The following is a 24,090-nucleotide window of genomic DNA, read 5'->3' on the forward strand; positions in this document are numbered from 1 at the left end:
TCTGTGAGTGACTGCTCGCCTAGACAACGTCGTCGGGGTCGTGAGAGTCGGCCATCTTCCGGGCAGCAGCGGCATACTGCTCGCGGGTCTCGGCGTCAGAGACGCGACCTAACTCGCCTTTCGGCACGTCGACGGCGGCGTAGGTGTCGCGGATATCCGAGTCGAAACTCGTCAACGAGCGCTCTTTTCGGTGGTACCACTCCCCGTCGGGTGTCGCGTAGACGAGGATGATGATGTTCTGTTCGTCGTCCGAATAGGTCCGTTCGACTAACCACACTCGCGTCGTCTCCGTCATGGAGACCAGAACGCGGCGTGGGAACATACGTGCCGGGGTGATTCTCAGTCTTCGATACCCAACTCGTCGAGAAGTGTTCCGAGCGAGTAACTCTGGAGCGCGCGGTGGCTGTCACGCATCGTCGCGATGACGAACGTGGAGTTCGTCTGTTCGACCTCAGGAATGGCCTCGAAGTCGCTGATGAGGCGTTCGACCCGGTCGGAGTTTGCGAGATGTGCGACGACGATGAAGTCCGTCTCGCCCATCGTGAAGTACAGTTGCGTAACTCCCTCGATGTCCAGTAGTTGCTTTCCAACTTCTTCGTACGGCCCCGTGTAGTCAGCCAGCACTTCGATGACGACGGTGACGCCCAGACCGAACGCCTCGAGGTTGATGTCGTAGAGGTCGTTCTCGATGACGCCGTCGTCTTTCAGGTTGTTCAATCGATAGTGAATGGTCGATACCGGGATGCCTGTCTCCTCGTGCAGTCGCTCCGGGCTCCCCGTTCCGAGGTCCGCGATGGCCTTTAGCAGGCGCACGTCGCGCTCGTCCATGCCTACATGGGCGCAGGCGGCGATGTAAGTCCTTACGCTGTCTTCTCGATTCGCCTGAACTCTGACGCAATTCGACAATGGGCAACATCCTCACATATAGAACAAACACAGGAGAAATTATGAATGAAAAATCCAATCTATAACGTTTCTATTGTAGAAGAGTTTAATAGACTCTGTGCCGGATGGTTGAGACAGATTCGACTATGACGCAACTCTCTTGGAGAAACCTTCCATCGACGCCCTTGCTGTTCGCCGCGCTCGCGGTGATGTGGGGGACGTCGTTCGTCGCTATCGAGGTTGGACTCGAATACTTCCCGACGCTGACCTTCGCGGCCGTTCGCTACGAACTGGCTGGTCTCGTGATGCTCGCGTACGCGGTGTACTCGACAGACCGCTGGCGGCCGAAGGGTCGTGACGAACTCCTCGCGACCGCTATCGGTGCGGTGTTCATCATCGCCGCCTACCACGGCCTGCTCTACCTCGGTGAACACTACATCCCCGGCGCGATTGCCGCGATTATCATCAGTCTCTCGCCCATCCTGACCGCCGTCTTCGCCAGCAGCATCCTTTCGACCGAGTCGCTCGGAAAGTCCGGGATGCTCGGCCTCGTCGCTGGTTTTGTCGGTGTCATCCTCGTCGCCAACCCCGGTGCCGGAGGCTTCGACGCCGCGCAGGGTGTCGGCATCCTCCTCGTCTTCCTCGGTGCCGTCGCCTTCGCGCTCGGGGCGGTTCTGACTCGGCCACTCCGCACTGACCTTCCGGTCCAGTCGATGCAGGCGTGGACGATGTTCGTCGGCGGCGTCATCCTCCACGTCGCCGGTCTCGTCCGCGGCGAGTCGCTCACGGCAATCGAGTGGGCACCCGCTGGTATCGCGTCGTTCCTCTATCTGACGTTCGTCTCCGGCGCGGTGGCCTTCCTCATCTACTTCGAACTCCTCGACCGCCTCGGGCCGACCGAACTCAACCTCATCGGCTACCTCGAACCCGTCGTCGCCGCGGTCATGAGTTGGGTCCTCCTCGGCCACGCTATCGACGCGACTGCGCTCGTCGGCTTTTGTGCTATCTTCGCCGGATTCGCGCTGATGAAGAAACAGACGCTGGTCAACGTCGCCGCGACGGTTCGAAAGCGCGTCGTGGTCTGAGCGGTCGAACCGACGCGTCGTAGTCGACACGGACGCTCCGACTCCTGCGACGGTCGTTCGCGTTTCTCTGTTACTCGGGTTCGACAGCGGCCGTTGCTCCCCACCCGACGAGTCGCAATACCGACTTGCGCTGGACGACGAGGAATCCGGCGAGAATCACGCCGAATCCGAGAATCGTCGCCGTCGAGATGGTTTCGCCGAGGAGCGCCCATCCCGCGAGGGTCGCGACGACCGGCACCGCGTAGGCGACGAGGTTCCCCCGCACCGGACCGGCCTCGGCGAGCAGGGCGAAGTACACAGGATACGCCGCCGCAGTCGCGGGCATGCCAACGTAGAGAATGGCCGCGACGATGGTCGGCGTCCACGGAACCTGTGCAGGCGACTCGCCGATGCCGAGGCTCACGACGTGGATGCTGACGGCCGCGAGCGCCATCGCCCACGCGGTCAACGGAATCGTCCCGATGGTCGGACCGGCGCGCTTCATGAGGACGGTCCCGAGCGCGACAGAGACCGCCGCGCCGAAGACGAGCGCCTGTCCGATACTTCCCGCACCGCCGCTGAGGATGCTTCCGGGGCCGACGATGACGACGACGCCGAGCAGTCCGAGGAGAATACCCGCGCCGTCGAACGCGGTGACGCGCTCGTCATCGAGGAGGAGGACGGCGAACACCGGGGAGGCGACCGGGACAAAACTGTACATGACCGCGGCCGCGCCGGTCGTCGCGTGCTGCTGACCGAGAAAGAGCAGCACGTTGTTCGCGCCGAGGACGAACGCGGCGCTGGCGAGGATGCCGAGCACGTCGGCACGGTTCCGTGGGAGCCAATAGCCGCCCCGGGCGGCGACGAGCGCCAAGAGAGCCACGGCGGCGACATCGACGCGGAAGGCCGCGAAGAGCACCGGCGGTACGGGTCCGAGTGCGGCCTTGATACCGACGAAGGAGGTGCCGAACAGCACCGCCGCCGCGACGAAGAGGACGAGCGTTCGATGACGGCTCACGCCACCACCTCCCGCGCTGTGACCGGCGTTCGATTCGCCGGGTGAGCGCGGGAGGTAGTGTGCGGTCGACGCGCGATGCGTGGACGGCGTGAAGGCGTCATCGCTAACACGATAGTTGTTCCTCGCTTGTTCACCATATGTCTACCGATGCGCACTGTGGATGCACGAACAACTAATTCGTGTGCGAATTGATGTAATATGGTGGGAAATCAGTTCAATAAGTACCATGGTTTATTTTGTCGTGGTTGGTGTTGTCTCACCGTCTCCGTCACCTCGTTCGCTCTCTCGTTTGGCCGTCGCAGACGCTCTGGACTCGTGGATACGTGAGGGCTCGAAAATTGAGTCGAATCGAACGAGTCGAGTCAGGCCGTGTCGGGCCGAATCGAGTCGGGCCGTGTCGTGTCGAATCGTGCGTGGTCAGTCGTCCTGCGCTGCTTCGACCCGATTGGCGTGTTTTTCGAGGTCGGCGGCAACCTTCCGTGCCTCTTCGGGAGAGAGCGTGACGCGGTCGGCGTGCGGCGGGAGCGAGTCGAGTTGCGTCCCGTCGAGTTCGAGTTCGAGCGTGATTTCGTCTGGGTTCTTCCGCGGCGAGGTGACGTTGAGGACCGCGAACGCCGACTCTTCGAAGTCGTGGCCTGTCGCCGTTCCGTCGGCGAGGTCGAGAGTCGTGTAGGCGTTGACCTTCAAGATTCGGTCTGGCATGAATGGGGGTTGGGTGTCGTCGTAGATAGGTGCCGTGGGTGCTGTCGAAACGCGTCAGACGGAGTCGAGCCGAACGGAGCGCAGCGACGGTGGTCGTCGCGTGGGTTAGTCGTCGCTCGTGATGGGCGTTCCATCGCCGAGGGTCGGCGCGGGACTCGCGTCGAGGCTGTCTTCTTCGGCGTACGGGTACCACGTGCGCTTCGTGTTGTGCATCATCGGGTCCTCGTAGCTGGTCTCTTCGGGTTCGACGAGGTCGGCGAGTTCGTCGTCGTCGTGCCGCTGGATGAACTCGCGGAACGTCTCGTCACCCTCGCGGCGTTCCTCGAAGGATGCGAGGAGGTTCTTGATAGCACCGGGGACTTCGTCCACGGGGACGCGCTGGGTGACCCAGCGGGCAAACTGCGGTTCTTCACCGAGACCGCCGCCGAGGCCGATGTCGAGTGCTTCGACCGGGTCCCCATTTTTGCGGGTCTTCATGCCACGGAGACTGACATCCGCAATCTGGGGCTGGGCACAGGAGGCCGTGCAGCCCGAGAGGTGGATGTGGAACTGGTCGACGCCGTCAGGGAGGTCGACGTTCTCCTTCAGCCAGCGCGCGAAGCGAACCTGGCGGTTCTTCGTCTCCACGATGGAGAGCGAACAGAACTCGGTGCCCGTACAGGCGACAGAGCCGCGCATGAACGGCGAGGGGTCGGGCGAGTAGTGTTCGAGCAGGTCCTCGGCGAGGAACTCGTCGAGCTTCTCGTCCGGAACGTCCGGGATGATGATGTTCTGGCGCTGGGTCAGACGGGCCGCACCGGAGCCGTACTCCTCGGCGAGGTCGGCAAGTTCGAGCACGTCGTCCGCACCCATCCGGCCGACGAGCACGTTCAGGCCGACGAAGTTCTTCCCGTCTTTCTGCTTGTGGACGCCGACGAGGTCGTTGCGGCCGTCGCCACCGGCGTTGTAGGTGTACTGGTCGCGCACGTCTTCGCCCGCGGTCTCCAGTTCGAAGTCCACGTAGTCCTCTTGGAGGACTTCGCGGACCTTCTCGGTTCCCCACTCGTCGACGAGGAACTTGATGCGGGCGTTGTACCGGTTCTCGCGGTCGCCGTGGTCGCGGAAGAGCGCCGAGAGGCCACCGGAGACTGCCGCGGCGTCTTCGGGTGCGACCCACACGTCGATGTCGCGGGCGTGTCGCGGTTCGTTACGGGCGAGGCCGCCGCCGACGCGGACGTTGAAGCCGACCGTGCGCTCGCCATCGATCTCTTTGTAGGCCGGTTCGAGAGCGAGGTCGTTGATGTCGCCTTGGCCGGAGCCGTCGGCCGACCCTGCCACAGACACCTTCCACTTCCGCGGGAGGTTCGAGTGGTCGTCGTCACCCTTGAACGTCTCGTTGAGTTCTTTGATGACGGGCCACGCATCGATTATCTCTTCGGCGTCGTTGCCAGCCATCGGGTTGCCGACGATGTTCCGCCAAGAGTCACCACAGGCCTGCTGGGCGGTCAGCCCGTTCGCTTCGAGTTTCTCGAAGAGGTCCGGCACGTCTTCGAGTTTTATCCAGTGCAGTTGGATGGCCTGCCGGGTCGTGATGTCGGCGTAGGCGTCGCCGAAGATGGGGTTCGTCCCCGGTCCGGTGGCGTACTCCTTTGCGACTTCGCCGACGACGCGGAGTTGGTCGGGTTCGAGACGCCCGTTCGGCGTCCCGATGCGGAGCATGAAGTACGACTCCTGACCGTTCCGCTGGTGGTACAGTCCCCACCATTTGAACCGCTCGAACCACGCGTCCCGCTCGTCTTCGGGGATGGAGTCCCAGCCCTTCTCTGCGAACTCGAACAGATGCTCTCGTATCTCGTTACCGTAAACCTCTGACTTCCAGCGCTCGACGTCCGTGGGCATTCGTAGAAGTTGCATGTATTCCCCCACGTAAGGCCCCGAGCGTACCGTCAACCCTTCCCGGTGCTGCCGAACAGGGGCAACTATTGCCTATTACGTCTCGTCGCCGTCGTGGGCCGGGAGAACGACGTTCTCACGGTCTAAATCGACGTATTCGCCGTTTTTGAGCCGCCCGACCGGAACCCAACCGGGGATGCCTGTCTCGCCGCACTGGATACACTGGCCGTAGACGTTGGCCGTGATAGTTCGGCCGTCGACGCCGACAGACTGGAAGTTTTCGACGACGAAATCCGGAACTGTACACGCGCAAAACCCCGGTGCGTCGAGCCGCCAGAGTTCGCTTACGCTCACTTGCCGACTGTCGTTCACGGAGACCCACGCGCCGTCGTCGAGCACGCGCAGAGAGACACTCATACACACCACTCGGGGACGCAGGTACCTATGCCAGACGGCGGCCGCAATCCACGCTTCGGTACGCGACGGGAGTATCCGGTGGTTCTCGTCCATTGTCCGGTGATTTTGCCCGTTTGCGGCCGTCTGAGATAGTGGCAAGCGGTTCCGGTACCCGGGAGTACGGGTACACGTTACAGGTGCGGATTCGCTTATGGGTATGCCCTCGTTACGGAGGGACGATGAGTGACCGCCGCAGCGCTGCCCGACAACATGCCTCCGCCGATGCAGCCCCCGAACTGTTCGAACAGACGGAGGACGACGAATGACGAACGCCGAACTCGAATCGGAACCGGAAGTCGAATCGGAACAGGAACGTTGCGACGAGGACGAGGAAATCGACCCCGCTGCCCACCTCAAGGACCTCGAAGACGGCGCTGGATGTACGGAAATCTGGTCGCACCTTTCGGAATCGAGAGAAGAATAGACGCTCTCTATTCAGATTTCTGAGAGGAACAGAACGCCTGCGCGCGAATCTCGCCACTCGGGGAGACGTTTTTAACCGAGAGCACAAAACTCGTGCGTAGATGACGAACGACGAACGCCGAGGAAGGCACCATCCCCGGGCCGACCGTGCCGAACCGGTCGGTGAACCTGTCGTCCGTGGCGACCCCGCCGTCACGGGCGAACGTGCCTCCGAGGCGGTTGGATTCGACCCCAACGACCCAGAGAGCGTCGCAGAGGCCGCCCGAACGGTTCGGTCGTTCGCCGAATCCTCGGCGGGCGACGACCACGTACTTATGCTTCGCGGTGCCGCCGCCTGTGCCGCCCTCGTCCGTGGCGTTGGCTCCTACAAACGCGCCGCAGAGCGCGCCGGAGGCGACGTTTCGGTCTCTTTCATTCGGAAGTGGGCGCGCGTCCACGACCTTCCACAGTCCGTCCGTCGCCACGTCGCACGCGGCCACATCGCGCCGACTGCGGCGAAGCACATCGCGCGCGTCTCCGGTGACGCCCGACTCCATCTCGCGTGGGCGACGCTCGACGCGGGCTTGACCGTCAGAGAAGTCAGACGACTCGCCAGTGAGGTCAACAACGGCCGCCCAGTGACCGAGGTGCTGGATGACCACGGCATCGGCCTCGGGACGCTCGAAGTGTCGCTGCCGCCGTCTGTCTACCTCGAACTCCGGCGACAGGCCTCGCTGGACGACGCCGACCCCGGGACCATCGTCACCGACGCGCTCGACGACTACTTCGACTGAAGGAAGCGCCGCGCCGCGTCTCGGATTACGCTCCGCGCAGTCTCGGCTTCCTCCCACACAAGCGTCTCGTCGGGGAAGTGCGCCTGGTCGATGTCGCCCGGGCCGAACAGCACCGTCGGAATCCCCGCGTCGACGTAGTGTCGCGAGTCCGCGCCGTACGTCGCCCCCGCGGGTTCGTCGTCGAGGTCGGCCGCTCGAAGCGCACTGCGGACCGCCTCGACCACGGGTTCGTCGGGACTCACTTCAGCGGCTTCGAACTGGATGGAGAACCGTTCGAACGTCGGCGGATGCTCCGAGAGCCACTCGTCGTCCGCGACGACTTCGGCCAGTCGGTCTTCGAACGCCTGTTCCACCTCGTCGACGGTCTCTCCGGGTGCGACACCCAGTCGCCATTCGGCGGTCAACGTCCCGGCGACGGTCGATGTCCACGACCCGGCTTCGACGCGGCCGACGCAGATGGGCCACGGAATCGGGTGGTCGTACAGTGGATGCGTCACCGTCTCGCAGCGTTCGGCTTCCAGTTCGAAGAACGCCTGTCGAATCGCCTCGAACTTCGGCAGCACGTCGACACCGCGCCACCGTGACGCCGCGTGGGCGCTCCGGCCGGTGAGGTGTAGACGCTTCATCACCGACCCCTCAGTGGCGAGAATGGGTTTCAGTCGCGTCGGTTCGGCCACTAGCGCGGCGTCCCTATCGAACGGATAGGGATTGTCGAGCGCGGCGGCGGCCGCGCCGATGCCGCCTTCTTCCTCGCCGACGACGCTCTCGACGACGAGTCGGCCGTCGAGGTCGAGTGCACCCGAGTCGACCGCCTCCCGAACGTCGAGCGCGGCGAAGACACACGTCGCGAGGCCGACTTTCATGTCCGCCGCGCCGCGGGCGGTGACCGTTCCGGCCTCGTCGTCCCACCGGGGGAGGAAGGGGTCGTGGGACCACAGTTCCGCGTCCGCCGGGACAACGTCGATGTGGCCGTTCAGGACGAGCGTCTGTCCGGCGTCGGGGTCGCCAAACTCGAAGACGCCCGCGACGCTCGGTCGGTTCTGCGTCGCAATATCGTCGGGGTCGTCGGGAAACGACGGGTGCTCGGCGAGTCGCTCCGGGTCGGCGGTCCATTCGTACGTATCGAATCCGAACTCGCCGAGGCGGTTCTTGACCCACGTTTGTACGGGTTCTTCTGCCTGCTCGACGCTTTCGAACCGAAGGAGCGTGTCTACGAAGTCCCGAAGGTCCATGGTCGATACACGGCAACGGGGTACAAAGCAGATTGGGTGCGAAAATAAACGCTTATCAGTATCCCCACTTAAGGAGCGTTCGAGGGCTGGTAGCTCAGTTAGGCAGAGCGTCTGGCTTTTAGCGGGACTACGCACGTTGCGTGGTTTCGGAAGACACCAGACGGTCGGGGGTTCAAGTCCCTCCCAGCCCGTTTCTACGACGTTCACGAGACGGAGAGCGTCTCGTGAGCAAACCAGAACGCTACGCGTTCTAGTGAGAACAAACGTGAGGAGTGAAACGGTTCTGAGGGACTTGAACCAGAGAGCGAGCGAAGCGAGCGAGTGAGGTTCAAGTCCCTCCCAGCCCGTTTTCACATCCGTGAGCGACGGCGAACGGTGTTAAATGCTACTTGAAGACTACCTCTGACTGGTTGAACACAGGTGGCATAAGGTGTAATAGAGGTGGCGAACGTGGATCATTGCTTTCACTTTCACTCTTTGGCTATCCTTCACTAATCTCACTGATGCAGATAGCGTATGAAGGATATCAGTCATCCAAAACGTCGAGGACAGTGTAGCGAAGCCGCTGTTCTCTTCGAATTCACTCGGAACGGTATCACTGTCCTTGAACCATTTGGAGACAACGAACGGTACGATTTTGTTGTCGAACTTGGAGGTAGGTTCTTTCGAGTGCAAGTGAAAACTGGCCGTCTAACTAATGGCCGCGTTCAATTCGAAACTCGGAGTTCTGGGACATTAACGCGACGTGTGAAGAAAGAAGGATACGACGGCCAAATTGATATCTTTGCTGTATATTCTCCAGACCTCGAACAGGCCTACGTCATACCGATTGATGACGCACCCAGCACATCGATGGGACTGAGAGTTGAAAATGCAAACAAGAAGTCGCCAAATATCAATTGGGCCGACGACTTCCGGCTATCTGACTGGATTGAACAACACCAATTTGCTGAACCACAACTCTCCGACTAAGCACCATGAAGGCTTGTCCGTCGCGCTCACAAAATGAACTCTTACCTGTGCAAATGCTGATACAGTGACTATCAACTCTTCTGGTTCTCCTCACGAGATGCCGCTTGTCCGCCCTTTCGGCTACGTCGAACCACACCCTATCGTCCGCCGCATCGGCGACGAAGACCTGTTTCTCGGCAACAAACACGCCGCCGACTCCGAGCCCCACGACCGGACATTCGAGTTCGTCGTGTCGGCGACCGAGGACCGGTATCCGGCGACGACGCACCACCGGCCGCTGGTCGATGGCCCGGGTAACGACTGGGAAGCGTTCGAGCAGGCCGTCGAGACAGTCCGGCGACTTCGACGCGAAGAAGGGAGTCTGCTGGTCCACTGCACGGCGGGTATCTCCCGGAGTAGCGCGCTCGTCGCGACAGCGCTCGCAGCGGACACGAACAACGGATTCAGGGACGCACTCGCGCTGGTTCAGGACGCCAGACCCCACGCGATGCCGCACCCGGCGCTACACGAACGTGCGGTGGTCTACCTCGCTGCGTACTCGTGACTCTGGCGGAAAATCAGTGCTCACGGGTGTTGCATGGTCACTTGGATTGGTGGCTTGATGGTGACGAGTTCGTGCAGCTCCCCTCCCTTCTTGAACCCCAGCACGACTTCCTCTACGTCCGTGTCCTCGCTCAACAGCAACTGGAAGTCGTCTGAACAAGTTTCTGTAGTCATCTCTCTCAACTGTCTAATTGTAAGACGTTCTAATACACAAGCATTCTGGTCGATTGTGCATAAATATAGCACTATTGCGTCCCTCAATATTGGGGGTGTATGCGTTTCAGTACCGAAAAAATCCCGAAAGAACGTGTGTCTTTTCTACGCTATCCTTGCTTGAATACGACACCATTGCCGGTCTTCGGATAGGTCCACTCGACGTTGTCGTAGGGACACCCGAATCGACAGCTCCCACACTCCAGACAGTTCTCATAGGCGATGGATGGGATGCCGTCGCTGTCGTCGTCTACGGTCCAGACGGCGGCCGGACAGACCGACGTACACTCGTTTGTCGTACACTCGACGCAGGTGTCTGCGTTTTCGATACCGAGGTGCGATTCTCCCGAGTCGCGGTATTTGACCGTATAGAGGCGGTCCGCTGTGCTGACTTCTGGAACGTGTGGTTGTGCAGTGCTCATGATAACATCCTCCGGAAACGCCACGCGCGCTTTGCCGCGCCGACCCATCCACCGGCCGCGTCGAGCAGTCGCTCGCGGGCCGCGTCGGTGTGTGCTTCTTTCGACGACCGGTCCATCTTGAAGTACTCTGTCTCGGCGTCGGCCAGCGCCCGCGGGAGGTCCTCGAAGAGGAACTCGCGGTCTTTGGCGATAGTCCGGTGGAACCAGTCGTAGTGGCGCAGGTTCTCGACGACGAACGAGTCTCCGAGGTCCTGCGGGTACGCGGCCAGCGCCGCCTCGTCGGTTCGGCCGTCTTCGATGGCGGCCGCGATGGCTTTGCCCGCGTGGTAGCCGCTTTCGACGGCCATGTTGGTCCCTTCGAGGTGGACGCCGCTGTTCAACACAAGCCCGGCGGCGTCGCCGACGACCACCGCGCCGTCGTGGACGAGTTCGGGCATCGCTTCGGCCCCACCTTCCGGAATCGCGTGCGCGGAGTACTCGATACGCCGCCCACCGCGGACGAGCGGTGCGACTGCCGGATGCGACTCGAAGGCGTCGAGTGTCGCTTCGGGCGTCTGGCCCTGCGCGGCGTCTTCGATTCGGTAGGCGATACCGACGCTGACGGTCCGTTTGTTCGTGTAGACGAAGCCCCCGCCGACTGCTTCGCCGACTGCGCCCTCGCCGAAGTAGTGGTACGCCGCGCCCGCGTCCCCGTCGAGGTGGAAGCGGTCCTCGATGGTCTCGCGGTCGAGTTTGAACACCTCTTTCACGGAGACGGCGACATCCGTGCGGTCCGGTCGGGCTTTGAGACCAGCCGTCTCGCTGACGAGCGAGTTCGCACCCTCCGCGAGGACGACGACCGGCGCTCGAATCTCGCCGTCCGGTCGGTCGGTTCGCACGCCGACGATGGTCTGTCCGTCGCGGAGTACGTCCGTCACCGTCGTCTCGGTGATGAGCGTCACGCCCGCCTCCTCGGCCTGCTTTGCGAACCACTCGTCGAACCGCCGACGGAGGACGGTGTACGAATCGTTGTGGGGGTCCTCGCTCCACGCGCCGGGGCGCATCGAGACCGCCGTCTCGTCACCGCTCGCCGAGAGCATCGAGAACTTCTTCTCGGCGATGTAGCGTTCGAGCGGCGCGTCGTCGATATCGACCAGTTCGCGGATTGTCGGAGTGTAGAGCACCCCGCCGAAGACGTTCTTCGTCCCCGGTGCGGGGCCGCGTTCGAGCAGCAGCACGTCCAGTCCCTCGCGGGCCATCGTCAGCGCCGCGGCAGTCCCGGAGAGGCCCGCCCCGACGACGATGGCGTCGTACGCGTCGTCGTAGTTCGGCGTCTCGGTCTGCTGTTCGGGCTTCTGTAGGGTTGATTCGGATTCGCTCATGCTGCGACCTCCTGTTTCGACCGAACGAGCGCCGTCAACTCCGGCAGCACCTCGTGGAGGTCGCCGACGATGCCGTAGTCGGCGTTCTCGAAGATGGGCGCGTTCGGGTCGGTGTTGATTGCGACGACCACGTCGCTGTCGTTCATCCCTTCGAGGTGCTGGACCGCGCCGGAGATGCCCGCCGCGACGTAGAGGCGCGGGCGAACGGTCTTGCCCGTCTGGCCGACCTGTCTGGCGGGTTCGCACCACCCTTCGTCCACAGCCGCGCGACTGGCGGCGACTTCGCCGCCGAGCGCCTCGGCTAGTTCCTCGATGGGCGCGAAGTTCCCTTCACACCCTGCGCCACCGGCGACGACAATTTCGGCGTCGGTGATGTCGACCACGTCGCTGACGACGCGCTCGATGACTGTCGAGAGCGTGTCTTCCTCCGCGACGACGACATCGACTTCTTCGATAGCGTCCGACGCGTCGGAGACTGGTTCAGTCGCGTCACCAGCGTCGAAGACGCCCGGTCGGACCGTCGCCATCTGCGGACGGTGTGACGGACACTTGATGGTCGCCATGGCGTCGCCACCGAAGGTCGGACGACTGGCGAGGAGCAATCCCTCGTCGTCCACGTCGAGTTCGGTACAGTCGGCAGTCAAACCGGCGTGTGCCGGAACGGCCACGCGGCCCGCGAAGTCGCGGCCGGTGTGGCTCCCGCCGATGAGAACGATGCTCGGCTTTCGGTCCTCGACGAGCGCCCGGAACTGCTCGCCGTAGGGGTCCGCCCGATACGGTTCGAACACCGGGTCGTCGGCGAGGAGCGCACGGTCAGCGCCGCGGCAGATTGCCGCTTCGGCGAGGTCGGAGACGCCGTCACCCATCACGAGGGCGACGAGGTCTTCGCCCGTCTCGTCGGCAAGTTCGCGGCCCTTGGCGAGCAGTTCCCACGAGACGGGTGCCGCCGTCCCGTCGTGCTGTTCGACGAAAACCCACACGTCTCGGTATGCGTCGATATCTACGGTCATTTAGACCACCTCCTCGATGTGTTCGTACAGGTCGTCCACGCTTTCGACGACCACTCGCTCGCGTTCGACCGGTGTTGCGGTGTCCATCCCGCCGACTTTGGTTGGCGAGTTGGCGAGGCCGACCCGGTCTTCGATGCCGAGGTCCGAGGCGGTCCAGGCGACCGGTTCGAACTCGGTTTCGGCGAATATCTTCCGGTGGAGGCCCGCCGGTCGGGGTGCGTTGGCACCGAACTCCATCGCGACGACGACCGGCAGTTCGGCGGCGACGCGCTCGTAGCCGCCTTCCACGTCTCGTTTCCCGACGAGAACACCCTCGTCGGGTCGTGGTTCTAACGCTTCGACGTAGGTGAGTTGCGACCACCCGTTGTGGGCGGCGATTCCGGGCGGTACCTGTCCGGTCGAGGAGTCGGTACTCTCCTCGCCGCAGATGACTACGTCGGCGTCAAGTTCGTCGGCGGCCCGCGCGAGCGCGAGGCTGGTCGGCCAGGTGTCGCTGCCGCCGAAGGCGCGGTCGGTCAGCAACACGCCGCCGTCGGCACCGGCACCGACGGCAGTCTGTAGGACTGCCGCGGCGACGGGCGGTCCCATCGTCACGGCCGTTACCGTGCCACCGACCGCCTCTCGAAGTTCGAGCGCCGATTCGACGGCGTTGCGGTCGGGATTGTTGAGGACCGCAGGCGCATCGGAGCGATTCAGCGTCCCCGTATCGGGGTTAATCGTAACATCGTCTGCATCGGGTACTTGCTTGACGCAGACGACTATGTTCCATCCGTCAGTCATGATGATTGGACGGCGCCGTCGTGCGCGGCGCTCAGACTCCATCTACGTCCGTCGAGACTACATACGGGAACCATCATTCTCGAAAATTAGGAACCGAAGTCGAGTATTACCTCAGTCTCTGCCTACCACCCGGTAGGAGGGTCACAATGTACACTCGCATTCTCGTCCCGGTGGACGGCAGCCCGGAAGCATCGAACGCAGTGGGCCACGCGCTCCAGGTGGCTGAGTTAGCCGACGCGGAGATTCACGCGCTCTACGTCGAAGGCGGCACCGGGGACGACGACGGTGCGTCCGCCGTGGACGCTCGCGGTACCCGCGCACTCGGCGATGTGCGCGAACGAGCGGGCGAGTACGGTATCCCGGTCGAAACGACCGTTGCGGGCGGCGAACCAGCGGAAATCATCGCAGCCTACGCCACACAGACGAGCGCGGACCTCGTCGTGATGGGAACACACGGACGAGACGGCGTCAATCGCCTCCTCAACGGAAGCGTCGCAGAGCGCGTCGGGCGTCGCGTCTCGGTTCCGGTGATGACGCTCCGTCTCGGCCACAGTGAGCGGTCGGTGAAGTCACCACTCCAAGCCCAGCGCATCGCCCGCGAAAAACTCGAACTCGTCGGACACGAAGACGCAATCATCGAATCGCCGTCGCAGCAGCGAACCACGTGGGTCGTTCCAGCCAGCGACGACGACTCCAACTACAACGTCCACATCGAAAGCACGTCCGGCCGAGCGAAAGTCGTCCAACTCGGCTGAGACGCCCTTTTATTCGAAGTCGAGGAGCGTCGCCGCCTCGTCGAGGAACGACTCGTACACCGACATCGCGTCTTCGATGGGTTCGGGTGAGGTCATGTCGACGCCAGCAGTTTGCAGCACGTCGAGTGGGTACTCGCTGCCACCGAGTGCGAGGGCATCGCGGTAGTCAGAAGCGGCGTCCTCACCTTCCTCGCGGATGCGTTCGACGATTGCGGCGGCCGCGGAGATACCCGTCGCGTACTGGTAGACGTAGTAGTTGTAGTAGAAGTGGGGAATCCGCATCCACTCGCGGGCGATGTGGTCGTCCGTCTCGGCGTTGGCGTAGTAGGTCGATTTGAGGTCGCCGTAGAGTTCGTCGAACCGGTCGGGCGTGAGCGCGCCGTCTTCTTCGGCAATCTCGTGAATCTGGAGTTCGAAGTCAGCGAACATCGTCTGGCGGAACAGGGTCGACCGGAAGCGCTCGAGGTACTCGTCGAGGACGTGCATCCGGAGTTCGTCGTCGTCGACGTTCTCCAGGAGGTACTCGGTGAGGAGCGTCTCGTTGACCGTCGAGGCGACCTCTGCCGTGAAAATCTCGTACTCGGCGTCGTGCCACGGTTGGGCCTCCTGTGCGAGTTCGGAGTGCATCGAGTGGCCCAGTTCGTGCGCGAGGGTGAACATCGACGCCGCGTCGTCCTGGTAGTTCATCAGGATGAACGGCTGGGTGTCGTAGGTGCCGGCGGAGAAGGCCCCGGCGCGCTTGCCGCGGTTTTCGTACACGTCGACCCAGCGATTTTCGAGGCCCTCTGCCATCCGCGACTGGTACTCCTCGCCGAGCGGTTCGACGGCTTCGATGATGTACTCTTTCGCCTGTTTGTAAGGAATTTCGGGGCCGTGGTCGCCGGTCAGAGAGACATAAAGGTCCCACATCTGCAACTCGTCGGCACCGATGGCCTGCCGCTTCAGGTCGGCGTGGCGCTGGAGGTGGTCGAGGTTGTCGCGGACGGTTTCGAGCAGGTTGTCGTACACCTCGACCGGAACGTTGGGGCCGTCGAGCGCGGCCTCACGCGCGGACTCGTAGTTGCGGATGCGTGCCGTCTTTACGTCCTTCTTGACGCTGTTTTTCAGCGACGCCCCGACGGAGTTACGAACGTCTGCCCAGCGGTCGTAGAACTTCTCGTGGACGGTTTTGCGGAACTCACGATTCGGGTGCTTCTGGAGTTTCGTGAAGTTCCCCTGCGTGATTTCGACTGATTCGCCGTCCGGCTTTTCGGCCGTCGGGAATTCCATATCCGCGTTGGCGAGCATGGAGTAGATGTCGCTCGGCGACCCGGTGACTTCCGAGAGGTCGGCGAGGACTTCTTCGACTTCCGCAGAGCGGGTGTGTTCTTTCGTCCGAAGCACGTCGTCGAAGTAGTGTTCGTAGGCTTCGAGCGCCGGTTCCTCATCGATGAACGCCTCGATGTCGTCCCAGTCGAGTTCTTGCAGTTCGGGGTCGAGGTAGCTGACGGCGCTCCGGGCTTTCGACGCGAGCGCCTGTGCGCGGGCAGACTGCGCCTGATACTCCTGATTCCGGGTGTCTTCGCTGCTGCGAAGGTTCGCGTAGGAGACAACCATCGACACCTCGCGGAGCACCGACTCCATCGTCTCGAGAAGTTCGAGCAGCGTCTCGGGCTCTTCGGTCACGCGGCCTTCGTACGCGGCCAGTTCGGGAATCCGTTCGGCGACCTCTTCGTAGGCCGCTTCCCACTCCTCGTCGGCGGTGTAGATGCTATCGAGGTCCCACTTGTACTCCTCGTCGATGTCGCTCCGCTCGGGAACCGAACTCATGTCTCCCCCGTAGCACTCTCGGCTGGTAAGCCTTGCCAATCAGCGGGCGGCGGAGAGAAACCGGGAGATGGTATCGACCTCAGTGACGCGTCGCACGCGCCTGTCGTACCTGTGCCCCGTCGCGAACCATGTCCTCACAATTCGGGCAGACCCGCGGGTTCTCCATGCCGTCGGGTGCGAACACCCGGACGTAGCCTTCTGTCACAAAAGATTCGCAGTTTTGACACTTTGGCATGGTAATCGCCGATACCACGTCAAATTAGTTATTGGTTGTGGGTAACATTTTTATTGGAGTGTTTGACACGGTGGCGCAAGCCACTTGGGTCGACGCTGAGTGGTGGTCACATGGACGATATCTCTCCTGCGGCCCGCGACGCGTTCGCGCGCACGTGGACCGACAGTCACCCGTGGGATTTTCTCTCTCGAATCACCGCGCTTGGCGACAGGATGGCGGGCGGCGACGGTGACAGGCGCGCCGGAGAACTCGTCGCCGAGGCGTTTGAGGACGCTGGCGTTCGGAACGTCGAGTACGACCCCTTCGAGATGGCCCACTGGACGCGTGGGAAGACGACGCTCGCCGTGACTGCCCCCGATTCCCGCTCGTTCGAGGCCATTGCGCTCCCGTACGCTCCGCCCGCGGACGTGTCGGGACCGCTCGTAGACGTTGGCTACGGGACACCCGACGAGATTGACGACAAAGACGTTTCAGGCGCAATCGCCGTTGCGAGCACGACGACGCCCGCAGGCGGCCGATTCGTCCACCGGATGGAGAAATTCAGCTACGCTCTCGAAGCCGGTGCCGTCGGCTTTCTCTTCGTCAACCACGTCCCCGGACAACTCCCGCCGACGGGCGCGCTCCGCTACGACGAGGAGGCTGTCGCCCCCGCCGCGGGCGTCAGCAAGGAGACTGGCGAGTGGCTTCGAGACTACGCCTCGCGCGGCGGTGAGGCCCGACTCACAGTCGACGCGGAGACCACGCCCGGTGAGAGTCGAAACGTCGAGGGTCGCGTCGGTCCGGACACTAACCGCGAACTCCTCGTTTGTGCCCACTACGACGCCCACGATATCGCCGAAGGCGCACTGGACAATGGGTGTGGCATCGCAACCGTCGTCACCGCCGCCAGAATCCTCGCGGCGATGGACCTCCCGCTCGGCGTTCGCGTCGTCGGCGTCGGCGCGGAGGAACTCGGATTGACCGGCGCGGAACACCTCGTCGACCGCCTCGACCTCGATAGCGTCGCCGCCGTGGTGAACGTCGATGGCGCGGGACGATTCCGCGACCTCGTGGCGATGGCCCATGCCTCGGAATCGACGGCCGACGTTGCGTCCCGCGTCGCCGACGAGACGAACCACCCCATTCGCGTCGAGGAAGAACCGCACCCGTTCAGCGACCAGTGGCCGTTCGTCCGCGCCGGGGTCCCGTCGCTTCAACTCCACAGCGACAGCGGCGAACGCGGACGGGGATGGGGCCACACCCACGCCGACACGCGCGACAAGGTCGACGACAGAAACATCCGCGAACACGCGATGCTCACCGCGCTCATCGTCAGAGAACTCGCGTCCGACGCCGCGGCGGGAGCCATCTCACGACTGGACGACGACGAACTCGCCGACGCTTTCCGCGGTGCGGACTTCGAGGTAGGGATGAAAGCGGCGGGCATCTGGCCCGACGGATGGGACTAACTGCGGTCAACACACAGCGGACAACTCGTCCAGCGAGTCGAGTTCGTAGGTCGGGTCGGCGGCGAGTTGGTAGCCGTCGCGGTGCGGTCTGCGGATGAACGCCGAGTCGATTCCGGCGCGGGTTGCGGCGACAACGTCCACGTTACTGTCACCGACATAAAGTGCGTTTTCGACGCCTAACTCGTTCATCGCGCGCTGGATGTAGTGGGGGTTTGGCTTTTTCACCCGTGCTCCTTCGACGGTCGGTTCACGGCCGAAGGCCACCTCGAAGCGGTCTGTGAGGTCGTACACGTCGAGGATGTGCTCGATAGTCTCGTGTTGGTTGTTGCTCACGACGGCGAGCGGGTGGTCGAGGTCGTCGAGCGCCCCCACGTCTTTGTACAGCGGTTTCGTCCCGTTTTCGAGGCATTCACGCTGCATCGCCGCGGCGTGGGCCTCGTGGCTAGCCCAGAACTCGTCGGCAGGAATATCGTGGATGCGGCAGATGCGACGCAGGCGTGTGAGTCCGCCGTGGATGACGCCGTCGATTGCTTCGGTCGTCGGGTCCACGTCGAACTCCGAAAACGCCCGTCGAACCGCTTCGCGCTCGACCTCCAGTAAGGTCGGCCGGGTCAGTACGCCGTCGTTGTCAAAGATGACAGCGTCGTAGCACATGTGGGAACACTCGCGCCGAAGTGAAGATAGCCTTGCTATGAGGTCCACGAACTCCTCGGGAGTGCTATTGACCGGGCTACAAACTGCCTATCGCTCCGAAATCCCATCGCGGATTCGTGCGCCGACGCGCCACCCGATTCTGTCTGCTAGCGCCCGCTCGTCGAAGGCCAGTCTGGCGCTTTCGGCAGCTTCCGGGTCGACGTCGAATTCGACGCCGGGATAGTCGACGGCCGTGAGGGCGAGCGGTGTCGGCGGAGCGGGCGGGACGCCGTCCGGACCCTGCAAGTGTTCCGAACTAAACACGCGGTCGAGTTTTTCCATGGGCGCAGACCCTGTTGCGATGGCTCGAACCAGTGAGACGACACGCCGGACGAGTTCACGGGCGAATCCCTTGGACTCGATACGGAACAGGAGGAAGTCGCCGTCGCGCCACATCTCGCCGTCGAGCGTTCGGACGGTTCCCTCGTCGTCGGGTGTGAGGTTGTGGAAGTCGTGTTCGCCGCGGAGTTCGTCGAACACGGCCGCCGCCAAGTCGTCGTCTACCGAGTCGGCCGGTGCGTGGAGGTCGTAGACGTACTCGCGGCGGACGGGGTGGTGTCTGGCGTGGAAGTCGTCGGACACGTCGGCCGCGGCCCACGCCCGAACCGTTCCCGGGAGTTCGGCGTTCAATGCCCGCGGCGTACACCAATCTGGGCACTCGAACGCGACGGTCTGTGCGAGCGCCGAGACGCCCGCATCCGTCCGACCTGCGGCGGCGTATCCCGTCGGAACGTCGTCGGAAGCGCAGAGGCCGAGGCTGCGGCAGGCGTCGAGGATGGCGTCTTCCACGGTTGGAACGTCGGGTTGTCGCTGGAACCCGTGGTACGGGCGGCCGTCGTACGCGACGCGGAAGGCACGCATGTGCCTGCGTTCTTCGTCGGACTATTACTCTTCTTCGACCGGCGTTTCCTTCGCGCGGATGGTGAACACCGGCGCGTCGGACAGTCGAAGCACGCGCTCTGTGACGCTCCCGATGAGATAGCGTTCGACGCCACGGCGGCCGTGGGTCCCCATCACGACAAGGTCGATACCGGCGTCGTCGATGTAGTCGAGGATGGCCCGGTGGGGTGTGCCGTGTTCGACGGCGGTCACGACTTCGAGACCGGCCGCTTCCGCCTCTTCGGCCGACTCGGAGACGATACGCTCGCCTTCCGCTTCGTACCCGCGTTTGAGTCCCCCGGCGTCCAATTGGGTCGCGTGGAGAACACGCTCGTCGACGACGTAGACGATGTGGAGCGTCGCACCCATCCGTTCTGCGAGGTCGATAGCCCGGTCGAGCGCCACCTCACTCGGCCGACTCCCGTCAGCTGGGACTAGTATTGCTTGGTACATGTCGATAGATACGGTGGGAAGAACCAAAAGGCCGTTCGCGGCTCTTAGTTGACAAAAATATCGCGGCTCAGCCCCGAAGCGCCGACTATTCGTAGTCTTCGTAGGTCGGCGCGTCGTTGTCGCCGGGGAAGTCCGCTACGGGTGCGGTCGTCTGGTCGCCGCTTTCCATGTCCTTGATGGTCACGTCGCCGTTTTCGAGGTCGCGTTCGCCGACGATGACGACAGCGTCGGCGTTGATGGAGTCGGCGTACGACATCTGCGCACCGAAACTCCGCCCGGAGACGTCCACCTCGACGACGTTGCCCGCAGCGCGGAGGTCGCGGGCGATGCGCGAAGCGACGTCGCGGGTGTCGCCGACGGTCAGCACGTAGTAGTCCGTCGAGAGCGCTTCTTCGGGCCAGACACCAGCGCGCTGGCAGAGCAGTTGCAGGGTCGCGGCACCGATGCCGACACCGACTGCGGGGGTTGGCTGGCCGCCGAAGGACTCGATGAGGTCGTCGTAGCGCCCGCCGCCGAAGGTCGCGCGCGAGACTTCACCGGTCGAGTCGAAGCACTCGAAGACGACGCCCGTGTAGTAGTCGAGACCGCGGGCAGTCGTCAGCGACACCTCACAGTAGTCACCGGCACCGAAGTCCTCGGCCGCCGCGAGGACGTTCTGGAGGTTCTCGACCGCCGCTGCGACGTTGTCGCCGCCGAAGTCGGCGATTTCGTCGAGGTCACCGCGGTCCAGCAGGTCGGCGAACTCGTCGGCCTGGTTGTAGGAGAGTCCGGCGTCCGAGAGGAGACCGAGGTACTCCTCGCGTTCGACCTTTTCGGACTTGTCGACGGCACGGATAGCGTCTCGAACGTTCACGTCAGCGTCGAACGACCGCAGGAGGCCACCGAGGATGTCGCGGTGGGAGACGCGGAACTCGAAGTCGTCGGCGGTGAGGCCGAGGTCAGTCAGCGCCTCGGCGGCGAAAGCCAGAATCTCGGCGTCGGCCTCAGGTTCGGTCGAACCGAAGATGTCGGCGTTCGTCTGGTAGAACTCGCGGAAGCGACCTTGCTGGACCTGTTCGTAGCGCCAGAAGGGTCGGGTCGAAACCCACTTGATGGGCTTCGACAGCGCCTGCTGCTTGGCGACGACCATCCGGGCAACGGTCGGGGTCAGTTCGGGCGTGAGCGAGATTTCGCGGCCACCCTTGTCCTCGAAGGCGTACAGTTCCTCGACGATTTCCTCGCCGGACTTGTCGACGTACATCTGGGTCCGTTCGAGGTGCGGCGTCCCAATTTCGCGGAAGCCGTAGCGAGCGGCGGTCGTCTCGACGGTGTCGATAACCTCGCGTCGAGCCGACATCTCCTCGGGATAGAAGTCACGAAATCCCTTGAGTCGGTCGTACATGCCCATTCGTTAGCGAAGGCTCCGCTTGAAACCTGTTGTTCCGGGCAGTCGCTTCTGGCCGAGAAACGAAAATCGACCGGATTAGCCGACAAGCGCGAGCAATCCGCCAACGTCACCGATGGCGATGAGCGAAACGCCCGCGACGGCGAGGAACGCGGCGACGAGGCGCGTCCCGAACTGCGCTTCGCGGAGGATGACACCGCCGAGGATGACGGCGATGACTGCTTGCGTGTTGACGATTGGCGACGCGATGCTCGCGGGCACCATCCCGAAGGCCGTCGAGGTGACGTGTTCGCCGACGGCGACGAGCGCCCCCGCGACGACGAACTTCGGCAGGTCGCCGCGGACGCTGGTCCAGTTGCGGAGCGCCACCGGAAGAACCGCCAGTCCCGCCCCGGCGAAGAGGACCGGGACGAACACGCTCGTCGGGATGGCGAGTTCCTGCAATGCGACGCGCTTTCCGACGTCGCTGGCGGCGTAACAGGCCGCACTCGCCAGCGCGAGTTGTGCTGGACGGGAGCGAACCGCCCGCCGGAGCGGGTCGAGTAACGCGCCGCCTTCGTAGTTCGCCACGTAGACGGCCGCCGTGGCGACTGCGACGCCCGCCACTTGCAGGCCTGTGAGGAACTGGTTCAAAAACAGAATCTCGATGGGAAGGACGAACACCGGGACGAGTTTGTTTATCGGGGCGACGTAGGACACGTCTCCCGATTCGAGCGCGTCGATGAACAGGATGAACGCGACCCCGACGAGGGCGGCGGTTCCGGCGACGATGACAGCACCGACTGCGCCAATGTCGGATAGCGACGGCATCGTGGACGGGTCGAACGTCGCCGCCGACACGGGTAGGTACCACGCGACAGCGAACGCGTTGACGACGACGGTGATGACCGCGCCCGGATAGCCCGGAAAATACCGCTTGAGGACGAAGATGTACACGCCCCAGACAAGCGCTGCGAGGACGGAATAGAAGATACCGGGGTCCATGACTCACTTCCAGAGTGGGGCGGTAAAAAGCCACGCGATACCGTCTTCGACGCCACCCTCGGAGCAGATGGTGGCGTTCGTCGGTCTGTCTACCGGCGGCCGTGGACGTAGCTCTGGACGTGGTCAGGAAAGACCTCGTCGACGGCCTCGGGTCCGTGTTCGGCCGCGATGAGTCTCCGCAATTCGCCCTCGTAGTCGGCCTTCGGAATCTGTTCGGAGGGCCCGGTTTCGACATCGAGATGCGTCTCGACGAGACGGTCCACCGCGTTGCGGCCGAATCCCGAAAGCGGCGAGAGGTAATCGACGCCGTGGCGGTCTTCGAGGCTCTGCGCCTGCGCCCGCGAGATAGACGGCACTCGGTCGTCGCGGCGGGTCCCGTCGGCAACGGCGTCGAAGCCGAGGCCACACACCGATTCGAGGGCGTGTTCGTGGACTCGCTGGATGCCGTTTCGCGGGTAGCCGTCGGTCACCATCCGGGTGGCCGCGGATTCGGCGACGCTCGAATCGAGTTCCAGCGTCTCGAACTCGTAGCCGAGCCCGAGGGCGGCGTCTCTGGCGTGTTTCCAGTCCTCGGTGACGCCGAAATGCGCTGTCACGAGGGTCACGTCGTAGAACGAATCGAGGAGCAGCGCGGCGAGCGAAGAGTCTTTTCCGCCGCTGTAGAGGAGCGCGAGGTCCACGTACTTACCGGCGACGGATGTTGAAGCTCTTCGACTCCGGCTTGAGTTCTTTCAACAGCGCCTTCATCTTGTCGTCGTCGATGCGGCCCTGAATCCGACCGCTCTGTGCGAGCGCGACAATCTGCCGTTCGACCTGCTCTGCAAAGTCCGGCTTCGACATCTGGACCGCGTTGAGGCGCTGCCGAGCATCGTCGGTGAGATACTGCTTGAGAAGTGCCTGCTTTTGCTGCTCGGCACGCTGTTTCGCGGCTTCTTCAGCCTGCTGTTGCTCGGCCGAGCCCTGTTGACCTGCCTGCTCTTGGAGCTCCTGCATCTTCTTTTTGCGAAGCTCCTCCAGTCGCTCATCGTCTGGGCTGCCACTCATATGCTAGGCCACGGTCTGACATCTGAAAACCATTACGGACCCGGGACACAGACGGCTCTCGTCGGGGGTACGCGGCGAAGAAGAACACTCGGTGTATGAGTCGTGGTCGTCTACGCGTAGCGCTCGAGTTCCGGACGGTCGAGGTCCGCGAGAACGTCAGATGCGGCGTTGTCGAGGAAGCTCGTCCCCTCGGCCGTGATGCGGCGGCCTTCGCCCTTGGCGGTCTCGATGAGGCCTTCCTCTTCGAGTTGCTGGAGCAGCGTTCGGATGATATTCTTGCTGGCGGAGTCGCTGTGCGTCCCGGAGACGCGGTAGCGGGTGGACCCTCGCTTGCTGCCGCCGTACTCGGTCGAGAGTCGGTCGACACCGACCGGGCCGTTCATTGCAACCTTGCGGAGCAGGCTGGCACCACGGATGTACCAGAAGTTGTCCTGCTGCGGTGGGAGTTCACGGGTCTGGCCGGTCTTTGCGAAGGCCATCCAGTCGGGTTGCTCGATACGGTCCTCGAGTCGTCCGGCGACCTCTTCGATGAGGGCGTCCGCCGGGACGTCATAGATGGTTACCATGGCTATTCGTTCATAATCGCGGCGTTTAAAGGCATCGTATTCACCCGATACGGGCAGCGTGAGCCTCGTGCGGCCCGACGGGCGTGTGTGGCTGACTCACCCGTGATTTCGCCG

General features: G+C 63.2%; 29 protein-coding genes and 1 tRNA gene. 8 read left to right on the top strand and 22 right to left on the bottom strand.

All coding sequences use genetic code 11. From position 1 onward, the window contains the following. Positions 1-19: 19 nt before the first annotated feature. Both ACH9L7_RS14540 and ACH9L7_RS14545 read right to left on the bottom strand, forming a co-directional pair. Entirely contained in the window at positions 20-295 is a 276-nt protein-coding gene (locus ACH9L7_RS14540) for a hypothetical protein (protein ID WP_396611408.1), read from the bottom strand. Positions 296-339: 44 nt separating this feature from the next. Further along, positions 340-828: an Lrp/AsnC family transcriptional regulator gene (locus tag ACH9L7_RS14545; RefSeq protein ID WP_396611409.1), complete on the bottom strand. Its 489-nt coding sequence runs from the start codon at positions 826-828 to the stop codon at positions 340-342. Positions 829-1,031: 203 nt separating this feature from the next. On the opposite strand from ACH9L7_RS14545, the gene ACH9L7_RS14550 reads away from it, so the two are divergent. After that, a complete protein-coding gene (locus ACH9L7_RS14550) occupies positions 1,032-1,970 on the top strand; it encodes a DMT family transporter (RefSeq protein WP_396611410.1) in 939 nt (312 codons plus the stop codon). A gap of 70 nt (positions 1,971-2,040) precedes the next feature. On the opposite strand, the gene ACH9L7_RS14555 is transcribed toward ACH9L7_RS14550, so the two are convergent. From ACH9L7_RS14555 to ACH9L7_RS14570, 4 genes are all read right to left on the bottom strand, one after another. Further along, positions 2,041-2,967 carry a DMT family transporter gene (locus ACH9L7_RS14555; RefSeq protein WP_396611411.1) on the bottom strand — a complete coding sequence of 309 codons (927 nt, stop codon included), beginning with the start codon at positions 2,965-2,967 and terminating at the stop codon, positions 2,041-2,043. A 417-nt stretch (positions 2,968-3,384) separates the two neighbouring features. After that, a complete protein-coding gene (locus ACH9L7_RS14560; RefSeq protein WP_396611412.1) occupies positions 3,385-3,669 on the bottom strand; it encodes a DUF6360 family protein in 285 nt (94 codons plus the stop codon). Between the two features lie 105 nt (positions 3,670-3,774). Next, complete coding sequence (locus ACH9L7_RS14565; protein ID WP_396613289.1) at positions 3,775-5,547, bottom strand: nitrite/sulfite reductase; 1,773 nt, start codon at positions 5,545-5,547, stop codon at positions 3,775-3,777. 90 nt (positions 5,548-5,637) lie between these two features. After that, the gene (locus ACH9L7_RS14570) at positions 5,638-5,958 is read right to left on the bottom strand and encodes a hypothetical protein (RefSeq protein WP_396611413.1); all 321 of its coding nucleotides are present in this window, start codon (positions 5,956-5,958) and stop codon (positions 5,638-5,640) included. Between the two features lie 301 nt (positions 5,959-6,259). Between ACH9L7_RS14570 and ACH9L7_RS14575 the strand changes: the two genes are divergently transcribed. Continuing rightward, positions 6,260-6,421 carry a hypothetical protein gene (locus ACH9L7_RS14575; protein WP_396611414.1) on the top strand — a complete coding sequence of 54 codons (162 nt, stop codon included), beginning with the start codon at positions 6,260-6,262 and terminating at the stop codon, positions 6,419-6,421. Positions 6,422-6,521: 100 nt separating this feature from the next. Beyond that, the gene (locus ACH9L7_RS14580; RefSeq protein ID WP_396611415.1) at positions 6,522-7,193 is read left to right on the top strand and encodes a hypothetical protein; all 672 of its coding nucleotides are present in this window, start codon (positions 6,522-6,524) and stop codon (positions 7,191-7,193) included. Here ACH9L7_RS14580 and ACH9L7_RS14585 read toward each other — a convergent pair. Continuing rightward, positions 7,181-8,425, bottom strand: a complete 1,245-nt coding sequence (locus ACH9L7_RS14585; protein ID WP_396611416.1) for a M20/M25/M40 family metallo-hydrolase — start codon at positions 8,423-8,425, stop codon at positions 7,181-7,183. The two genes, ACH9L7_RS14580 and ACH9L7_RS14585, sit on opposite strands and share 13 nt — an antisense overlap. Positions 8,426-8,508: 83 nt before the next feature. Between ACH9L7_RS14585 and ACH9L7_RS14590 the strand changes: the two genes are divergently transcribed. The 3 genes from ACH9L7_RS14590 (at position 8,509) to ACH9L7_RS14600 (ending at position 9,941) form a co-directional block, all read left to right on the top strand. Further along, positions 8,509-8,616: transfer RNA gene (locus tag ACH9L7_RS14590), tRNA-Lys, on the top strand. A gap of 325 nt (positions 8,617-8,941) precedes the next feature. Continuing rightward, positions 8,942-9,397 carry a group I intron-associated PD-(D/E)XK endonuclease gene (locus ACH9L7_RS14595; protein WP_396611417.1) on the top strand — a complete coding sequence of 152 codons (456 nt, stop codon included), beginning with the start codon at positions 8,942-8,944 and terminating at the stop codon, positions 9,395-9,397. A 97-nt stretch (positions 9,398-9,494) separates the two neighbouring features. After that, positions 9,495-9,941 (top strand): dual specificity protein phosphatase family protein, encoded by a 447-nt coding sequence (locus tag ACH9L7_RS14600; RefSeq protein ID WP_396611418.1) that lies wholly within the window; start codon positions 9,495-9,497, stop codon positions 9,939-9,941. Between the two features lie 20 nt (positions 9,942-9,961). Here the strand turns inward: ACH9L7_RS14600 and ACH9L7_RS14605 are convergent, their stop codons facing one another. The 5 genes from ACH9L7_RS14605 to ACH9L7_RS14625 all read right to left on the bottom strand — a co-directional run bounded on the left by ACH9L7_RS14605 (position 9,962) and on the right by ACH9L7_RS14625 (position 13,726). Then, complete coding sequence (locus ACH9L7_RS14605; protein WP_396611419.1) at positions 9,962-10,114, bottom strand: hypothetical protein; 153 nt, start codon at positions 10,112-10,114, stop codon at positions 9,962-9,964. Positions 10,115-10,263: 149 nt separating this feature from the next. After that, entirely contained in the window at positions 10,264-10,575 is a 312-nt protein-coding gene (locus ACH9L7_RS14610; protein WP_396611420.1) for a ferredoxin family protein, read from the bottom strand. Further along, a complete protein-coding gene (locus tag ACH9L7_RS14615; protein WP_396611421.1) occupies positions 10,572-11,936 on the bottom strand; it encodes an FAD-dependent oxidoreductase in 1,365 nt (454 codons plus the stop codon). Before ACH9L7_RS14615 ends, ACH9L7_RS14610 begins: the two co-directional genes overlap by 4 nt. Beyond that, a complete protein-coding gene (locus tag ACH9L7_RS14620) occupies positions 11,933-12,946 on the bottom strand; it encodes an electron transfer flavoprotein subunit alpha/FixB family protein (protein WP_396611422.1) in 1,014 nt (337 codons plus the stop codon). The genes ACH9L7_RS14615 and ACH9L7_RS14620 overlap by 4 nt, the downstream gene beginning before the upstream one ends. Then, positions 12,947-13,726, bottom strand: a complete 780-nt coding sequence (locus ACH9L7_RS14625; protein WP_396613290.1) for an electron transfer flavoprotein subunit beta/FixA family protein — start codon at positions 13,724-13,726, stop codon at positions 12,947-12,949. 146 nt (positions 13,727-13,872) lie between these two features. On the opposite strand from ACH9L7_RS14625, the gene ACH9L7_RS14630 reads away from it, so the two are divergent. Continuing rightward, positions 13,873-14,481: a universal stress protein gene (locus tag ACH9L7_RS14630; protein WP_396611423.1), complete on the top strand. Its 609-nt coding sequence runs from the start codon at positions 13,873-13,875 to the stop codon at positions 14,479-14,481. Between the two features lie 9 nt (positions 14,482-14,490). On the opposite strand, the gene pepF is transcribed toward ACH9L7_RS14630, so the two are convergent. After that, positions 14,491-16,290, bottom strand: coding sequence for an oligoendopeptidase F (gene pepF, locus ACH9L7_RS14635; protein ID WP_396611424.1), 1,800 nt, complete (start codon positions 16,288-16,290; stop codon positions 14,491-14,493). A 79-nt stretch (positions 16,291-16,369) separates the two neighbouring features. Next, positions 16,370-16,525, bottom strand: coding sequence for a hypothetical protein (locus tag ACH9L7_RS14640; protein WP_396611425.1), 156 nt, complete (start codon positions 16,523-16,525; stop codon positions 16,370-16,372). A gap of 110 nt (positions 16,526-16,635) precedes the next feature. Between ACH9L7_RS14640 and ACH9L7_RS14645 the strand changes: the two genes are divergently transcribed. After that, positions 16,636-17,973, top strand: a complete 1,338-nt coding sequence (locus ACH9L7_RS14645; RefSeq protein ID WP_396611426.1) for a M28 family peptidase — start codon at positions 16,636-16,638, stop codon at positions 17,971-17,973. Positions 17,974-17,979: 6 nt separating this feature from the next. On the opposite strand, the gene ACH9L7_RS14650 is transcribed toward ACH9L7_RS14645, so the two are convergent. The 8 genes from ACH9L7_RS14650 to ACH9L7_RS14685 all read right to left on the bottom strand — a co-directional run bounded on the left by ACH9L7_RS14650 (position 17,980) and on the right by ACH9L7_RS14685 (position 23,976). Next, positions 17,980-18,627 (bottom strand): HAD family hydrolase, encoded by a 648-nt coding sequence (locus tag ACH9L7_RS14650; protein WP_396611427.1) that lies wholly within the window; start codon positions 18,625-18,627, stop codon positions 17,980-17,982. Between the two features lie 87 nt (positions 18,628-18,714). Beyond that, positions 18,715-19,527: a tRNA pseudouridine(38-40) synthase TruA gene (gene truA, locus ACH9L7_RS14655; RefSeq protein ID WP_396611428.1), complete on the bottom strand. Its 813-nt coding sequence runs from the start codon at positions 19,525-19,527 to the stop codon at positions 18,715-18,717. Positions 19,528-19,551: 24 nt separating this feature from the next. Further along, complete coding sequence (locus tag ACH9L7_RS14660; RefSeq protein WP_396611429.1) at positions 19,552-19,998, bottom strand: universal stress protein; 447 nt, start codon at positions 19,996-19,998, stop codon at positions 19,552-19,554. A gap of 85 nt (positions 19,999-20,083) precedes the next feature. Continuing rightward, on the bottom strand, positions 20,084-21,379 hold the full coding sequence (gene hisS, locus ACH9L7_RS14665; protein ID WP_396611430.1) for a histidine--tRNA ligase: 1,296 nt from the start codon (positions 21,377-21,379) through the stop codon (positions 20,084-20,086). Between the two features lie 81 nt (positions 21,380-21,460). Further along, the gene (locus ACH9L7_RS14670) at positions 21,461-22,366 is read right to left on the bottom strand and encodes an EamA family transporter (RefSeq protein ID WP_396611431.1); all 906 of its coding nucleotides are present in this window, start codon (positions 22,364-22,366) and stop codon (positions 21,461-21,463) included. 89 nt (positions 22,367-22,455) lie between these two features. Then, positions 22,456-23,046: an alpha hydrolase gene (locus ACH9L7_RS14675; protein WP_396611432.1), complete on the bottom strand. Its 591-nt coding sequence runs from the start codon at positions 23,044-23,046 to the stop codon at positions 22,456-22,458. 4 nt (positions 23,047-23,050) lie between these two features. Beyond that, complete coding sequence (locus ACH9L7_RS14680; protein ID WP_396611433.1) at positions 23,051-23,410, bottom strand: DNA-binding protein; 360 nt, start codon at positions 23,408-23,410, stop codon at positions 23,051-23,053. Between the two features lie 110 nt (positions 23,411-23,520). Then, entirely contained in the window at positions 23,521-23,976 is a 456-nt protein-coding gene (locus ACH9L7_RS14685) for a 30S ribosomal protein S19e (RefSeq protein WP_396611434.1), read from the bottom strand. Positions 23,977-24,090 lie beyond the last annotated feature (114 nt).

The sequence above is a fragment of the Haloferax sp. S1W genome, from assembly GCF_044593955.1.
GTDB lineage: Archaea > Halobacteriota > Halobacteria > Halobacteriales > Haloferacaceae > Haloferax.

Excerpts from the sequence above, each read along its gene's own strand:
- ACH9L7_RS14540 (WP_396611408.1), bottom strand. The coding sequence starts at position 295 with ATGACGGAGACGACGCGAGTGTGGTTAGTCGAACGGACCTATTCGGAC.
- ACH9L7_RS14545 (WP_396611409.1), bottom strand. The coding sequence starts at position 828 with ATGGACGAGCGCGACGTGCGCCTGCTAAAGGCCATCGCGGACCTCGGA.
- ACH9L7_RS14550 (WP_396611410.1), top strand. The coding sequence starts at position 1,032 with ATGACGCAACTCTCTTGGAGAAACCTTCCATCGACGCCCTTGCTGTTC.
- ACH9L7_RS14560 (WP_396611412.1), bottom strand. The coding sequence starts at position 3,669 with ATGCCAGACCGAATCTTGAAGGTCAACGCCTACACGACTCTCGACCTC.
- ACH9L7_RS14565 (WP_396613289.1), bottom strand. The coding sequence starts at position 5,547 with ATGCCCACGGACGTCGAGCGCTGGAAGTCAGAGGTTTACGGTAACGAG.
- ACH9L7_RS14570 (WP_396611413.1), bottom strand. The coding sequence starts at position 5,958 with ATGAGTGTCTCTCTGCGCGTGCTCGACGACGGCGCGTGGGTCTCCGTG.
- ACH9L7_RS14575 (WP_396611414.1), top strand. The coding sequence starts at position 6,260 with ATGACGAACGCCGAACTCGAATCGGAACCGGAAGTCGAATCGGAACAG.
- ACH9L7_RS14580 (WP_396611415.1), top strand. The coding sequence starts at position 6,522 with ATGACGAACGACGAACGCCGAGGAAGGCACCATCCCCGGGCCGACCGT.
- ACH9L7_RS14585 (WP_396611416.1), bottom strand. The coding sequence starts at position 8,425 with ATGGACCTTCGGGACTTCGTAGACACGCTCCTTCGGTTCGAAAGCGTC.
- ACH9L7_RS14595 (WP_396611417.1), top strand. The coding sequence starts at position 8,942 with ATGAAGGATATCAGTCATCCAAAACGTCGAGGACAGTGTAGCGAAGCC.
- ACH9L7_RS14600 (WP_396611418.1), top strand. The coding sequence starts at position 9,495 with ATGCCGCTTGTCCGCCCTTTCGGCTACGTCGAACCACACCCTATCGTC.
- ACH9L7_RS14605 (WP_396611419.1), bottom strand. The coding sequence starts at position 10,114 with ATGACTACAGAAACTTGTTCAGACGACTTCCAGTTGCTGTTGAGCGAG.
- ACH9L7_RS14610 (WP_396611420.1), bottom strand. The coding sequence starts at position 10,575 with ATGAGCACTGCACAACCACACGTTCCAGAAGTCAGCACAGCGGACCGC.
- ACH9L7_RS14615 (WP_396611421.1), bottom strand. The coding sequence starts at position 11,936 with ATGAGCGAATCCGAATCAACCCTACAGAAGCCCGAACAGCAGACCGAG.
- ACH9L7_RS14620 (WP_396611422.1), bottom strand. The coding sequence starts at position 12,946 with ATGACCGTAGATATCGACGCATACCGAGACGTGTGGGTTTTCGTCGAA.
- ACH9L7_RS14625 (WP_396613290.1), bottom strand. The coding sequence starts at position 13,726 with ATGACTGACGGATGGAACATAGTCGTCTGCGTCAAGCAAGTACCCGAT.
- ACH9L7_RS14630 (WP_396611423.1), top strand. The coding sequence starts at position 13,873 with ATGTACACTCGCATTCTCGTCCCGGTGGACGGCAGCCCGGAAGCATCG.
- pepF (WP_396611424.1), bottom strand. The coding sequence starts at position 16,290 with ATGAGTTCGGTTCCCGAGCGGAGCGACATCGACGAGGAGTACAAGTGG.
- ACH9L7_RS14640 (WP_396611425.1), bottom strand. The coding sequence starts at position 16,525 with ATGCCAAAGTGTCAAAACTGCGAATCTTTTGTGACAGAAGGCTACGTC.
- ACH9L7_RS14645 (WP_396611426.1), top strand. The coding sequence starts at position 16,636 with ATGGACGATATCTCTCCTGCGGCCCGCGACGCGTTCGCGCGCACGTGG.
- ACH9L7_RS14650 (WP_396611427.1), bottom strand. The coding sequence starts at position 18,627 with ATGTGCTACGACGCTGTCATCTTTGACAACGACGGCGTACTGACCCGG.
- truA (WP_396611428.1), bottom strand. The coding sequence starts at position 19,527 with ATGCGTGCCTTCCGCGTCGCGTACGACGGCCGCCCGTACCACGGGTTC.
- ACH9L7_RS14660 (WP_396611429.1), bottom strand. The coding sequence starts at position 19,998 with ATGTACCAAGCAATACTAGTCCCAGCTGACGGGAGTCGGCCGAGTGAG.
- hisS (WP_396611430.1), bottom strand. The coding sequence starts at position 21,379 with ATGTACGACCGACTCAAGGGATTTCGTGACTTCTATCCCGAGGAGATG.
- ACH9L7_RS14670 (WP_396611431.1), bottom strand. The coding sequence starts at position 22,366 with ATGGACCCCGGTATCTTCTATTCCGTCCTCGCAGCGCTTGTCTGGGGC.
- ACH9L7_RS14680 (WP_396611433.1), bottom strand. The coding sequence starts at position 23,410 with ATGAGTGGCAGCCCAGACGATGAGCGACTGGAGGAGCTTCGCAAAAAG.
- ACH9L7_RS14685 (WP_396611434.1), bottom strand. The coding sequence starts at position 23,976 with ATGGTAACCATCTATGACGTCCCGGCGGACGCCCTCATCGAAGAGGTC.